Below are 13,319 nucleotides of genomic sequence, written 5' to 3' on the forward strand. Positions count from 1 at the left end.
GGAGAAATGGACAGGCTGGCTTATTCGTCATCGACCAGGGAGAGCAGGTATTCCCCATAGCCATTCTTGGCCAGGCGATAACCGGCGGTAGTCATTTCTTGCGTACTCATCCAACCGTTTCGCCAGGCAATCTCCTCTAGGCAGGCGATCTTGTAGCCTTGCCGTCGTTCGATGGTCTCCACGAACTGAGCGGCCTCCAGCAGGCTTTCATGGGTGCCGGTATCCAGCCAGGCGAAGCCGCGGCCCAGTTGCTCGACCTTGAGGTTGCCGCGTTCCAGATAAGCTTGGTTGATGCTGGTGATCTCGAGCTCTCCGCGCGACGAGGGTTTGACCGATCTGGCGATCTCGACCACGTCGTTGTCATAGAAGTACAGCCCCGTTACCGCATAGTGCGACTGCGGGCATGACGGCTTTTCCTCGATGGAGGTGGCCCGCTTTTCGGCATCGAATGCCACAACCCCGAAGCGTTCGGGATCCTTGACCTGATAGCCGAAGATCGTGGCCCCAAGAGGCCGCCTTGAGGCCGTTATCAGCTTCTCACTGAGCCCGGCTCCATAGAAGATATTATCTCCCAGCACTAAGCAGACGCTGTCTTCGCCGATGAATTCCTCACCGATCAAAAAGGCCTGTGCGAGTCCATCCGGACTAGGCTGCTCGGCGTACTGCAGCGAGATGCCCAGATGACGACCGTCGCCCAATAGGCGCTTGAATGTGGCGTTATCCTCGGGAGTGGTGATGACCAGGATGTCCCGGATACCTGCAAGCATCAGGACCGAGAGCGGATAATAGATCATCGGCTTGTCGTAGATCGGCAGCAGCTGTTTCGATATGCCGAGCGTGATCGGGTGGAGGCGAGAGCCGCTGCCGCCGGCCAGAACGATGCCTTTCATGCCGATACCCTCTCGGTGCCGAGTCGGATGCCTGTTTGGTGAGACGCGCAAGTGTGCTGGCACCACTCAAGGTGCTCGAGATACCAGGTAACCGTCTTGCGGACCCCCGACTCGAAGCTCTCCCGGGGACGCCAGCCCAGCTCGCGTTCGATCTTGCTGGCATCGATGGCATAGCGCTTGTCATGTCCAGGGCGATCGGTCACGAACCGGATCAGATCCCGGTAGTGTCGAGTGCCGGGGCGGAGCTCCTGCAGCAGGTCGCAGAGCGTGTGGACGACCTCGATATTCCGGCGCTCGCTGTTTCCGCCCACGTTATAGGCCGAGCCAGGAAGGCCTTCTTTCAGCACTATGGTCAGAGCCCGAGCATGATCATCGACGTGCAGCCAGTCCCGGATCTGCTCCCCCCGGCCATAGACGGGCAGATGAAGGCCCCACACCGCGTTCAGGATCATCAGCGGGATCAGCTTCTCGGGAAACTGATAGGGGCCATAGTTGTTGGAACAGTTGGTGATCAGAGTCGGCAGGCCGAAGGTGCGATGCCAGGCGCGGACGAGATGATCGGAGCCTGCCTTGCTGGCCGAATAGGGCGAGCTTGGCGCATAAGGCGTACTTTCCGTAAACAGGCTTTCCGAATCTTCGAGATCGCCATAGACCTCGTCGGTGGAAACGTGCAGAAAGCGGAAGGCATCCCGCCGCTTGCCGGCGAGCGACTGCCAGTAGGCCCGTGCGGCCTCCAGAAGCGTATAGGTGCCGACGATATTGGTATGGATGAAATCGCCGGGGCCATCGATGGAGCGGTCGACATGGCTTTCTGCTGCCAGATGGATGATCGCATCGGGCTGATAGGTGCTCAGCACTCGCCGGACTTCCGCTTGATCGCAGACATCCACTCGTTCAAAAGCGTATCGCGGATGGTCTTTTACTGTAGTGAGGGCGTCCTGGCTGCTGGCATAGGTCAGCTTGTCGAGGTTGACGATCTCGTCATGAGTTTCCCGGATCAGATGTCGTATCACGGCAGAGCCGATGAAGCCGGCGCCTCCGGTAACGAGAATTCTCATGGGTGACCTGCCCCTGTGATTAGATGAACGATAGAGATGGTGACGCCTCCGACGCGAGGCAGGCAGCCTGGCACGTCATCGTGCCAGAGAGGGAAGAGGGCCAATGAGGGGAAATGCGTGCATTGATCGCGGGTATTCACAGCGAAGCGAGCGCTCAGGCTGGTAGCGCTCGCTGATGACTGATGTCCCTTCTTTTCCAGAGGCGTGCTACATGCCGAGGAGTGCTAGAGTGGAGATGCTCTCGAGGGCCTCAGTTCACGGATTGCCATGCCCACTATCGACATCATCCTCGATCTTACCCCCGCCGCCTGCTTGGCCCACTACGAGGGCCGGGTGGGCATGGTGCATACCCGCAGCCTGGATGGGCGCAGCGTGCAGTTTCCTGCCGAGGCGCTGCGTCGTGTGGTGACGCGGGACGGGGTACACGGTGTCTTCCGGCTTTATGTGTCACCGGACGGCCGCTTCGAGGACATTCTGCGCCTGCCTGACGCTTGCGATCGCCACTGACGATCTCACCTATCCGGTGATCGATTCCGCTGCCATGGCCTCGCCCCAGGCCGCCGCGAACTCCTCGGCGGGCAGCGGGTGGCCGAAGTAGTAGCCCTGGGCCTGGTCGCAGCCCAGCCGGGCCAGTTCCAGAGCTTGTTCCCGAGTCTCCACGCCTTCGGCGACGGTCCGCAGGCCCAGGCTGCGGGCCATGGCGATGATGGTCTCCACGATGGCGTGATCGTGGGGGCCGTCGAGCATCCGGCGCACGAAGGAGATATCTATCTTGAGGGTGTCGGCGGCGAAGCGGCGCAGGTAGGCAAGCGACGAGTAGCCGGTGCCGAAGTCGTCGATTGAGAGCGTATAGCCGGCCCGGTGCAGTGAGTGGGTAATGTCGATGGCCTGCTCTGCGTCGCGCATCACGTCGCTTTCCGTCAGCTCCAGGTCGATGCTGGAGGCCGGCGTGTGGCGGGTCAGCTCGGCGATGCGTCGGGCCAGGTCAGGGTCGGTGAACTGCTGCGCCGAGACGTTGACCGACAGCCGTTCCGGCAGTATCCGGCCGTTGCGTCGCCAGTCGTCCAGCTGGCGGGCGGCTTCTGCCAGTACCCAGTCCCCCAGCGGTCGGATCAGCCCACGTTCCTCGGCCAGCGGGATGAACTCCCCTGGGCTGACCCAGCCCCATTCCTCGTCGTGCCAGCGGCACAGGGCCTCGGCGCCCATTAGCCTGCCGCTGGCGAGGTCGACCTTCGGCTGATAATGGAGCGATAGCCGGTCTTCGGCGAGGGCGAGCTGGAGGCGCTCGGTCATCTGCTGGCGGCGCGCCAGGTCCCGGGTCATGGTGGCATCGAACGAGCAGATGCCCTCATCCCGCTGCTTGGCGTGATAGAGCGCGATGCTGGCGAACTTGAACAGTTCCTCGGACGTCATGGCATCGCTCGGATAGTGCGCGGTGCCGATGCTCACCGCCAGCGTGAAGCGGCGATGGCCGAGCGTGATCGGCTGGCTCGCGGTGCGGCGAATCCGCTCCAGGCATTCCGCGAGGCCCTTCTCAGCCGCCCGGGGCACCAGCAGGGCGAACTCGTCGTTGGAGAGCCGGGCCAGGCGCTCGTGCGGGGCCAGGGCATGCTGCAAGCGCTCGGCGAGGGCGGCGAGCAGCCGGTCGCCGACCTGGTGACCGTGGATGTCGTTGATTTCCTTGAAGCGGCGGATGTCGAGCAGCAGCAGCGCCAGCGGTGTCTGCTCGCGTTCGGCGGCCCGGCGCTGGTGGCTCAGGTCCTCCATGAAGCGGATACGGTTGGGCAGGCCGGTGGTGCCGTCGGTGTAGGCCAGCTGGTGCATGCGCCGCTGGTCGCTGCGGCGCTCCAGCTCGGCGGCGGCGCCGGTGGAGAGGATGCGCAGCACCGAGGTGGCGAAGGCGTCGGCCTCCAGTGGCTGGCGATATACCAGCACGAGAACGCCGATGGGCTCGCTCCGGGCGTTGTCCAGCCGGCGGCCGATCCAGGCGCGGGTGGCGGCCGGGAAGCCCGGCAGGCCCGGATCGGCGTCGTCGTGAATCATGATTTCCTGCTCGTCGATCAGCCGCGCGCAGGGAGTGTCGGACAGGGGCAGGTCGTAGCGTTCCAGGCGCTCCCTATCGGTCTGGGCGCTGACCAGGCTCAGCCTGAGGTCGTCGGCGCGCTGTGATGTTGCCGTTGTCGTGTCGCCACCCGTCTCCAGCATGGCGATAAAGCCCGCGTCGGCTTCGAGCAGTTGTATCAGGGTCTCCACCAGCTGGTGAAAGTAGTCGTCGCCGATGCGGCTGGTGACGGTGGAGGCGACCTGCATCACGGCCTGCTGGACGCGCTGGGCTTCCTGGCGTTCGGTAACGTCGGTGATGAAGCCCTCGAGGCACTTCACTCGGCCTTCGTCGTCGAAGACCGCCTGCCCCTGTTCCCACATCCAGCGCAGCTGGCCCTCGGCGGTTCGCAGGCGGTAGACGACCTGGAAGGGCTCGTTCCGGGCGATGGCCTTCTGCACCGTGTCATCGACGCCTTGTCGGTCGTCGGGATGAATGAGCTCGGCATAGCTGACGTGCCGGTTATGGGTGAGAGCCTCGGCGGTGTGACCGGTCAGCGCCTCGGCGCCCTGGCTGACCAGCAGCATGCTCCAGTTCGCGTCGTTGAGGCAGCGATAGGCCATGCCGGGCAGGTGGTTGAGCAGGGTGTCCAGGCGGCGTTCGCTCTCCCGGGCGTGGCGTTCGCTGGCCTGAAGGGCGCGTTCGGCTTCCCGTCGGCTCAGTTCGGCGCCGGCCTGGGTCGCGGCGATTTGCAACAGCTCGCGTTCCTGGTCGCTGGGTGCCATGGGCCGATCGGCGAGCACGGCTATCAGGCCCAGAGGCGCCCCGTCCGGCGCGCACAGCGGCATGCCCAGGTAGCTTTCGGCGACTAGCTCCCGCAGCAGGGCGTCGTGGGGGAAGCGTGACTGGACGTCGCTGGCGTAAAGGCAGGACGTCCGGCCTGCCACCTGCTCGCATGGCGTGCCGGCCAGTGGATAGCGCACGTTATCCCGATGCTGCCCCCGGGACCACACGGCCAGGGTCCGAGCCTCACCCGCGCGGACCCGGGCGATCAGCACATGATCGGCCCACAGCAGTCGGGCCAGGCGTTCCACCAGGGTGTCGAAGAAGTCGGCGGCGCCGCTGTCGCCGAGTCCTTCGGCGAGCTGTCTGAACGCCTCCTCGGCGGTGATCCAGGTGGGCATCGAGCTTCTCCCTGCTGGTGGCATTGTCCTTATGGACCGTTCTTATGGACCGTTCTTGTGGCAGCTTTCTTACGGCATCGCTGTCATGGCGCCGTTGCTTCCCTTGGCCTGTCGACAGATTGCGTTCGCTCGTCAGGCAAGGCAAGACCGGGGGTAAATATCCTGATAAAGGGCTCAAGGAGACTGGATAACGGCCGATATCTCTCGATCTGGTGAAAGAATGATCCGCGAGAGGCACAGGGATGGCAGAGGACGGTTACACCCGCGTCGACAACCCCATGGAGATCGAGACGCTGCTCGAGACGCTCAGCGAGCCGGGCGGCGCTTCCCTCCAGCTCGGTGAGCAGAGCGAACCGTTGCCGGTACTGCTCGCCGATCTGCAGGCGGGCGAGGCGCTCGAGCTGGATATCAGCGCGGTCAGCGAGCTCGCCGGCGAGCTCCGGCAGGGCAAGGCTTTCCGCCTGCTCGGTCAGGCACAGGGCAAGCTGGTGCGCACCCCCGAGATGACCATGGAGCACTGCCGTCAGGACGATGGCCGCTTGCTCTGCCGCTGTGCCTATCCCCATCGCTTGGAGGTGCTGCAGCGTCGCGACACCTTCCGCGCGCGGCTGCGGCTGGGCATGGAGGTCAGTGCCGTCCTGCGCGATGCCGAGGGTAACCGTGCCCAGGGCGATCTCAAGGACCTGTCGCTCGAGGGCTGCCGGCTGGAGCTGCCGCTGTCGGCGACCAACCTGCTGGCCGAGGCGCCGCTGCCGCTGGATATCGCGCTGTGTTTCCCCGATGGCACGCACTTCCAGGCGCGCGGACGAGCGCGACATCGGCGGGCGGACACCGAGCGACAGACGTTGACGGCCGGCTTCCAGTTCGAGGGCCATGGTCCCGAGCAGGAGCGCCGGCTGTGGTATTTCGTGCGCGAGATCGAGCAGGAGGCGGCCCGCCACATCGAGGGGGGCGAGGCCACGCGGCCGCCGTCGCCGCTGTTCCAGGGGCCGGCCGGCGCCGAGCCGAAGGTGGGGCGTCGCGGCGCTCAAGGATACGCCACGCCGATGACGCGCCGCCTGGCGCATGTCGCCGGCTATCTGGACACCCAGCTGCTCGAGCTGCGTGAAGGCGGGGAGATCGATGGCGTACAGCTGTCGCGCCATGCCGATCGCCTGTTACGGCTACACGAGGAGGACCGCGAGGGGCTGCTGTTCGCCTGCGATGCCCTGTATGGCGAATCCTGGCTGGTGGGGCACGGTCTGGGGGTGGCAGTGCGGCTGCTCGATCTGGTCGGCAGAGACTCGGTGCCTCAGGAACTGCGCAAGGCGCTGGTGGCGTCCGCCATGGTCCATGACCTGGGCAAGGCGCTGTTGCCGGATGACGTCTGGCGGTCTGCCATGCCCGACGACGGCGGTTCGCCGGAGCTGCATGAACACGTCGCCCTGCTGGAAGCGCGCATGGGCGGCTGCCAGTGGCTGTCGACGGCGGTATTCACCTCGGTGGTGCGCCGCATCAGCGAACGCCTGGACGGCAGCGGCTACCCGGCCGGTGTCACCGGCGAGGTGCTCGGCGAGCTGGAACGTGCCGCGGCGGTGGTCGATGCCGTGGATACCCTGCGTCGCCCACTCGGCGAACGCTCTGCCTGGCGCGTCGGGGCCATCTATCGCTACCTGCTCGGCCGCGAGCAGGCCTTCGACTCGCGCTGGGTCAAGCGCTACATCCGCCGCTTCGGTCTCTACCCCATCGGCACTCTGGTGCGCTTCGACGGAGGGCAGCTGGCCTGGGTTCAGGGGCTCGACGATGACGGCCGGCCATCCCGGGTCCAGCTTGCCGGCGGAGTCGAATCGTCGGGCGAGGGGCTGCATACGGTCCTGGGTGACAAGGCGCTGGAGGGCGAGGTGCTGAAAGGCGAGGTCACTCGTCGCCTCGGCGGGCCGCGCGAGGAAGTGCGCGTGGCTAAAGTCGCCACGGAGGCCGCCGATATCCCGAATTAGACCGTCCAGCGGGTCATGTTCGCCTGACTCGTGCCCCCGTCGGCTGTCAGACTGGCGACGGTTCACCTGCTGCAGACTGGGCGGGTTATCTTACCGATCGAAGGAGTAGCGGAATCATGGCGGCGATGAAGGGCGCAAATGCCTACGCAAGAGTGGGGGTGGAAAGCGGTGTGAATTCCGCCAGCCCGCACAAGCTGATCGTGATGCTGTTCGATGGTGCCCTGGCAGCCATTCGTGCGGCGCGTATCCATATCGAGGCCGGCAACACCGCGGAGAAGGGCAAGTCGATCAACAAGGCGCTGGATATCGTCAACGGTGGCCTGGCGCCGGCCCTGGACGCCGAGCGTGGCGGCGAGATAGCAGCGAATCTGGCCTCGCTCTACGACTACATCGCCCGGCAGCTGCTGGCGGCCAATCTGCGTAATGACGTGGCCAGGCTCGACGAGGCCGAGCGCCTGCTGGGCGATATCGCCTCGGCCTGGCGCGAAATAGAGCCCCAGGCCCAGGCTGCAGGAGGCTGAGATGACGAGCGCTCGCGAAGCTTCTGCGGAGGCGGTGATCGATGGCTATCAGGACCTGCTGGAGCGCAGCGAGCGCATGCTGGCGCTGGCGAGAGAGGCCGACTGGTCGGCGCTGGTGGAGCAGGAAACCGGCTATGTGCAGCAGGTGGCGCGCGTCGCCGAGCTGGACGCGCAGCATGCGCTGTCGGACGGCGAGCGGCAGCGCAAGGCCGAGCTGCTGGAGGCGATCCTCGGGAATGACATGGAGGTTCGTCGTCATCTGGTCCAGCGCCGGGATGAGCTGGGCGAGCTGATCGGCACGGCTCAGCGCCGCCGCGATCTGCAGCAGGCCTATGGCGACGGCGGCAGAGGGGCCGGCAGCGGCCGGGTGCTCTCGGCGGCCTCGCGCTTCGGTCAGGGCGCGTCGTGAGTGGCATCACGCCGCTGATCGATACGCTCCTGCACCAGGTGCTGGGCAAGCGGGTCGATACGCCCGCGCCTCAGCCGCTCAATCAGCCGGTCAAGCCGACCTCGCCGGCCGATGCGCCGCGGGCCTTGCACAGCGACTCACGCCTCGATGCGCGGGCGCCCGGTCCCGCCGTCGGCGAGGTGGCCCGTGGCCAGGGGCGCGAGGCGCCTGCGCCACAGGCGCCATCTGGTGGCGCACCCGGCTCGGCCCTGACCCACTTCAGCGCCACGGCGCGTACCATTGCCGACCTGCTGGGGCGCTTCCCGGCGCCGCCGTCGGCGGTGTCGCCCGCCGCGCCGCTGCTGGCCGCCAGCGAGGCGGCCACGCCCGAACAGCTCGCCCAGCGGCTCTCGGGCAGCATTCGCGACAGCGGCCTGTTCTACGAGTCTCATCTGGCCCGCTGGTATCGAGGCGATGTGCCCCGCCAGCAGCTGAACCGCGAGCCGCAGATGCTGCAGCTCCTGCAACAGCTGCGCTTTACGCCGGTGGCTTCCGCGCCGGGCGGCTCTCCCGCCGCGGCGCTGGCCACGGCCGCCGCCGCAACGGCGGCTTCCGCGTCTGCTTCCGGCGCGCCTGCCACTGGCAATGCCGAGGCGCTGGCCGCACGCGTCCAGGCGCTGCAGCCGTCGGCGCCCTTCCTGACCCGTACCGCCATGCCTCGGGGCGAGGCGCCCGCGCTGTTGCCGAGCGTCGCGGCCGGGGCGAATCCCCAGGCGCCGTCGCCCGCGCCCATGATGCCCGGCACGGCAACCGCGCCGGCGGGACACGAGGCGGCGATGGCCCGAGGGGCCTCGGCCGCCGCCGAGGCTGGACGAGCGGCCATGTCGTCGGCCGTCGATGAGGCCGCACGCGTCGTCGACGGGCGCCGCGAGCCGGTCGCCGACGGCCTGCAGCACCTGGTGCGCCATCAGCTGGAGATGCTGGCCACGCCCCAGCTGCGCTGGGAAGGCGACGTCTGGTCGGGGCTGTTCATGGCGCTGGTGATCCAGTTGCCCCAGGGGCGTCGCGACGGGCGTCAGGAAGGAGAAGAGGGCGGTGAGTCGCGCCAGGACGAATCCGGCGGATGGCGTTCCCGACTGACGCTCGAGGTGGCCGGGCTGGGGCCGCTGGAAGTCTCGCTGTGGATGCGTGAGGTGCGCCTCGATATCGACGTGCAGGTCCGTGACGCCGCCGTCAGATCGCGGCTGGAGGAAGGGCTCGAGACCCTGCGTCAGCGGTTGGCGGGGCACGGTTTCGATGACGTTCGCCTGCGTCTGACCCTGGACGCCGAGGGGGCAGAATGACCGAACGATCCCGGGAGACCTGGCGCCAGGCGGTGGCGCTGGCCTATCAGGACGCCGAAGGCGCGCCGCGGGTGGTGGCCCAGGGCTATGGCGAACTGGCCGAGCGCATCGTCGAGGAAGCCCGCCGCCAGGGTGTCTACGTGCATGATTCGCCGGAGCTGGTGGGGCTGCTGATGCAGCTCGACCTGGACGAGGAGATTCCGCCGCGCCTCTATCAGGTGGTGGCCGAACTGCTGGTCTGGGTGCGGGAGCTGGCCGAGGCGCCCGGCGCCACGGAGTAGTGCCGCGACGGTTTCAGTCGTCGCTTTTCCGGTCGTTGAATGGCGCGATACCGCTTTCGATGAGCACCTTTCCAGTACTTTTTCATTAGATTGATCTAGGTCAATGGCATTGCGCCATTGAGCGTTGGAGACTATATGTTGCACCTGCCCCCCATCGAGGGCAGTGTTACGAAAATGAAAACAAGAGGCGCTACGCTCTGTCATACGCAGACGATAGGCTTGCCTATAACAACGAACGCGGCAAAAAGACCGTGACGTGGAAAAGCCAATAAAAGCAGGGAATTATGAAAACCAATCCGCACGTCGCCGAGATTCGCGAGCTGAATCTCGGCTATCTGCTGCTGGCCCAGCGGCTGCTTCAGCACGACCGGGCCGAGGCCATGTTCCGTCTCAAGATCGATGACGAGATGGCCGATCTGCTGGCCGCGCTGAACGTCCAGCAGCTATCGCGCCTGGCCAGCACCAACCAGCTGTTGTGCCACTTCGGTGGTGAGAGCGCCGAGCAGCTGCGCCAGGTGGTCGACAACCCCCGTGATCAGGGGCTATCCCATATTCACTCCTCGCTGCTGATGGCCTCGCGCTCGATGCTGTCGGAAGGAGGTGGCCATGTCGACTAAGAGTCTGCTGGAGGAGTTGGAACAGGTGCAGCTCGCCATCGACCTGATCGAGCTGGGCGCCCGCCTCCAGGTGCTCGAGACCGAGACCGATCTCAGCCGGGCCCGGCTGATCCGGCTGTTCAAGGAAGTGCGTGGCATGTCGCCGCCCAAGGGCATGCTGCCGTTCTCCACGGACTGGTTCATCACCTGGATGCCCAACGTCCACTCCTCGCTGTTCTACAACATCTACCAGCGCCTGCTGGTGGATCTGGAATGTGGGCGCATGGAGGCCTTTATCAAGGCCTACCGGCTGTATCTGGAGCAGGTGGCGATCGACGACGCCGAGGCCGTGCTGGGGCTGACCCGGGCCTGGACCCTGGTGCGCTTCTTCGAGAGCGACCAGCTCCAGCTCTCCGAATGCGGTCGCTGTCACGGCCACTTCGTGGCCCATGCCCACAGCCCCTCCCACGACTACGTCTGCGGCATCTGTCAGCCGCCCTCCCGGGCCGGCAAGACTCGCAAGCGCAGCGCCAGGCCGGCGGGTGCCAACGCCGAACCGGCCAAGGTGGCACGCCAGGCCTGAGGCCGTTCGCCGGAGCGGGTATCTTCCCGCTCCGGCATCAACATTCTTTCTCCTCTTCCCCTCAAGTCCCCGTCGATTCCGGCCGATAACCTTCGTCAGCAACATCATTCACGTGTCGGCGAAGGAACTCGTTGTGCTGATCCTCATTGGTTATCTGGTTGTCCTGATCACGGTCTTCGGCGGCTTCGTGCTGGCCGGCGGCAGCCTTGGCCCACTTTTCCAGCCCACCGAGCTGCTGATGATCGGCGGCGGCGGTCTCGGCGCCTTCATCGCCGCCAACAACGGCAAGGCACTCAAGGCCTCGTTTCGCATTCTGCCGCGACTGCGCCGCTCCAAGAAGTACGACAAGGCGTTGTACATGGAGCTGATGGCGCTGCAGTACAAGCTGCTCGCCAAGATCCGCCGCGACGGCATGCTGGGCATCGAGCGCGATATCGACAATCCCCAGGAGAGCGCGCTGTTCAACGAGCATCCCAAGGTGCTCGCCGACCCGACCATCATGACCTTCCTCACCGACTATCTGCGCCTGATGGTCAGCGGCAGCATGGACCCCATGGAGATCGACGAGCTGATGCTCCATGAGATCGAGGCCTTCGAACAGGAGGCGCACATCCCCGCCGATGCCATCCACAAGGTCGGCGATGCCATGCCCGCCTTCGGCATCGTCGCGGCGGTGATGGGCGTGGTGAAGGCGCTCAGCGCCTCCAACGCCGACCCCGAGCAGATGGGCGTGATGATCGCCCATGCGCTGGTCGGCACCTTCCTCGGCATCCTGCTCGGCTACGGCTTCATCCTGCCGCTGTCGAGCCGCATCGAGCGTCAGACCAAGGAGGTCGAGAAGGTGCTGCAGTGCATGCGCGTGACCCTGCTGGCCAGCCTGCACGGCTATGCGCCTCAGCTGGCGGTGGAGTTCGGCCGCAAGGCGCTGCACAGCCAGGAGCGTCCCGGCTTCAGCGAGCTCGAGGAATACGTGCGTGAATCCAAGGCGGGTGTGGGCAGCGCATGAGTCAGGGGGACAATCGCCGGCCGATCATCATTCGGCGCAAGAAGGTCGTTCAGGGCCATCATGGTGGCAGCTGGAAGATCGCCCTGGCGGACTTCATGACCGCCCTGATGGCGCTGTTCCTGGTGATGTGGATCCTCTCCACCTCCAGCCCCGAGCAGCGCGAGGGCGTGGCCGACTACTTCAGCACGCCGCTGGTGGCGGCGATCACCAGCGGCGACAGGTCCGCCGTCAGCCAGAACGTGATTCCCGGCGGCGGGCCCGATCCGACCTATCAGGAAGGCGAGCGTGCGCGCATCGACCTGCGTCAGCAGACCCGCCCCAGCGAGCGGCAGCGCCGCGCCTTCCGCGATCTGCAGCGGCGCATCGAGGCGGCGATCGAGGCCGATCCGGACCTCAAGGAGCTGCGCGACCAGCTGCGCTTCGACATGACGCCCGAGGGGCTGCGCATCCAGCTGCTGGACAACGAGCAGCGGCCCATGTTCGAGCTCGGCAGCGCCCGGGTGGCGCCCTACATGCACGATCTGCTCTACCTGATCGCGCCGCTGCTCAACGAGCTGGACAACGACCTGAGCATCAGCGGCCACACCGACAGTCTGGCCTATCTCAACGGCCAGCGCGGCTACGGCAACTGGGAGCTGTCCTCCGCCCGCGCCAACGCCTCGCGCCGCGAGCTGGTGGCTGGCGGGCTGGATGCCGACAGGCTGCTGCGCGTGGCGGGCTTCGCCGATCAGGTGACGATGCCCGACACCGTGCCGAGCGACCCGATCAACCGGCGCATCGAGCTGCTGGTGCTGTTCGAGGTCGTGTCCGAGCGCATTCGCTCGCCGCGGGTGGTCGATGGAATCGGCCTGCCGTCAACGCTGGGCGGCGGCCGCCAGCCGTCGCCCGACGAATCGCCGATGGAGCGTTTCAACCAACGACTCAACGAGGCCCTGGGCCCGGCATCATCGCCCTGAGAGGCGCCATACACCCTGGGTAGGGAACCGCATGGATATCACCGATTTCTATGACACCTTCTTCGAGGAGGCCGAGGAGCTGCTGGCCGACATGGAGCGCCATCTCCTCGAGCTCGACGTCGATGATCCGGACGCCGAGCAGCTCAACGCCATCTTCCGGGCGGCACACTCGATCAAGGGTGGCGCCGGCACCTTCGGCTTCGACGTCCTGCAGCGGACCACGCACCTGTTCGAGAACCTGCTGGATCACGCGCGCCAGGGCGAGCTGACGCTGCGCCGGGATATCGTCGACACCTTTCTGGAAACCAAGGACATGCTGCACGACCAGATGGACGCCTATCGCAACGGCGACGAGCCCGATCAGGAGGCCTTCGCCCGCATCTGCGAGACCCTCAAGCGCCTGGCGCTGGAGGAGATCGGCCAGTCGCTGGACGGCGGCGAACCCGCCCCCAAGGCCGCCGAGCCGGCACCTGCTCCTGTCTCTTATACACATCTG

General features: G+C 66.1%; 14 protein-coding genes. 11 read left to right on the plus strand and 3 right to left on the minus strand.

The genetic code is table 11. The features are described from left to right. Positions 1 to 20: 20 nt before the first annotated feature. Together rfbA and rfbB are read right to left on the minus strand one after the other, a co-directional pair. The gene (gene rfbA / locus C9J49_RS15510) at positions 21 to 890 is read right to left on the minus strand and encodes a glucose-1-phosphate thymidylyltransferase RfbA (RefSeq protein ID WP_107180962.1); all 870 of its coding nucleotides are present in this window, start codon (positions 888 to 890) and stop codon (positions 21 to 23) included. After that, the gene (gene rfbB / locus C9J49_RS15515; protein ID WP_107180963.1) at positions 887 to 1,948 is read right to left on the minus strand and encodes a dTDP-glucose 4,6-dehydratase; all 1,062 of its coding nucleotides are present in this window, start codon (positions 1,946 to 1,948) and stop codon (positions 887 to 889) included. Before rfbB ends, rfbA begins: the two co-directional genes overlap by 4 nt. Before the next feature lie 267 nt (positions 1,949 to 2,215). Here rfbB and C9J49_RS15520 point away from each other — a divergent pair, with 267 nt between their 5' ends. Beyond that, the gene (locus tag C9J49_RS15520) at positions 2,216 to 2,455 is read left to right on the plus strand and encodes a DUF2835 domain-containing protein (RefSeq protein ID WP_107180964.1); all 240 of its coding nucleotides are present in this window, start codon (positions 2,216 to 2,218) and stop codon (positions 2,453 to 2,455) included. Between the two features lie 9 nt (positions 2,456 to 2,464). On the opposite strand, the gene C9J49_RS15525 is transcribed toward C9J49_RS15520, so the two are convergent. Next, entirely contained in the window at positions 2,465 to 5,173 is a 2,709-nt protein-coding gene (locus C9J49_RS15525; protein ID WP_107180965.1) for an EAL domain-containing protein, read from the minus strand. Positions 5,174 to 5,415: 242 nt separating this feature from the next. Here C9J49_RS15525 and C9J49_RS15530 point away from each other — a divergent pair, with 242 nt between their 5' ends. From C9J49_RS15530 to C9J49_RS15575, 10 genes are all read left to right on the plus strand, one after another. Beyond that, positions 5,416 to 7,149, plus strand: a complete 1,734-nt coding sequence (locus tag C9J49_RS15530) for a PilZ domain-containing protein (protein ID WP_107180966.1) — start codon at positions 5,416 to 5,418, stop codon at positions 7,147 to 7,149. A gap of 116 nt (positions 7,150 to 7,265) precedes the next feature. After that, complete coding sequence (gene fliS / locus C9J49_RS15535; protein ID WP_107180967.1) at positions 7,266 to 7,670, plus strand: flagellar export chaperone FliS; 405 nt, start codon at positions 7,266 to 7,268, stop codon at positions 7,668 to 7,670. A 1-nt stretch (position 7,671) separates the two neighbouring features. Then, positions 7,672 to 8,079 carry a flagellar protein FliT gene (gene fliT / locus C9J49_RS15540; RefSeq protein ID WP_107180968.1) on the plus strand — a complete coding sequence of 136 codons (408 nt, stop codon included), beginning with the start codon at positions 7,672 to 7,674 and terminating at the stop codon, positions 8,077 to 8,079. Then, on the plus strand, positions 8,076 to 9,401 hold the full coding sequence (locus tag C9J49_RS15545; RefSeq protein ID WP_107180969.1) for a flagellar hook-length control protein FliK: 1,326 nt from the start codon (positions 8,076 to 8,078) through the stop codon (positions 9,399 to 9,401). The genes fliT and C9J49_RS15545 overlap by 4 nt, the downstream gene beginning before the upstream one ends. Continuing rightward, positions 9,398 to 9,682 (plus strand): EscU/YscU/HrcU family type III secretion system export apparatus switch protein, encoded by a 285-nt coding sequence (locus C9J49_RS15550; RefSeq protein WP_107180970.1) that lies wholly within the window; start codon positions 9,398 to 9,400, stop codon positions 9,680 to 9,682. Before C9J49_RS15545 ends, C9J49_RS15550 begins: the two co-directional genes overlap by 4 nt. Before the next feature lie 284 nt (positions 9,683 to 9,966). Continuing rightward, positions 9,967 to 10,299, plus strand: a complete 333-nt coding sequence (flhD, locus tag C9J49_RS15555) for a flagellar transcriptional regulator FlhD (protein WP_107180971.1) — start codon at positions 9,967 to 9,969, stop codon at positions 10,297 to 10,299. Further along, positions 10,289 to 10,861, plus strand: coding sequence for a flagellar transcriptional regulator FlhC (gene flhC, locus C9J49_RS15560; RefSeq protein ID WP_107180972.1), 573 nt, complete (start codon positions 10,289 to 10,291; stop codon positions 10,859 to 10,861). The genes flhD and flhC overlap by 11 nt, the downstream gene beginning before the upstream one ends. Before the next feature lie 133 nt (positions 10,862 to 10,994). Further along, the gene (gene motA, locus C9J49_RS15565; RefSeq protein WP_107180973.1) at positions 10,995 to 11,867 is read left to right on the plus strand and encodes a flagellar motor stator protein MotA; all 873 of its coding nucleotides are present in this window, start codon (positions 10,995 to 10,997) and stop codon (positions 11,865 to 11,867) included. After that, the gene (gene motB, locus C9J49_RS15570) at positions 11,864 to 12,823 is read left to right on the plus strand and encodes a flagellar motor protein MotB (protein ID WP_046077934.1); all 960 of its coding nucleotides are present in this window, start codon (positions 11,864 to 11,866) and stop codon (positions 12,821 to 12,823) included. Before motA ends, motB begins: the two co-directional genes overlap by 4 nt. A 31-nt stretch (positions 12,824 to 12,854) precedes the next feature. Continuing rightward, a partial coding sequence (locus C9J49_RS15575; RefSeq protein WP_181454307.1) for an Hpt domain-containing protein occupies positions 12,855 to 13,319 on the plus strand: 465 nt, incomplete at its 3' end.

The sequence above is a fragment of the Halomonas sp. SL1 genome, from assembly GCF_003030865.2.
Taxonomy (GTDB): Bacteria; Pseudomonadota; Gammaproteobacteria; order Pseudomonadales; family Halomonadaceae; genus Halomonas; species Halomonas halophila.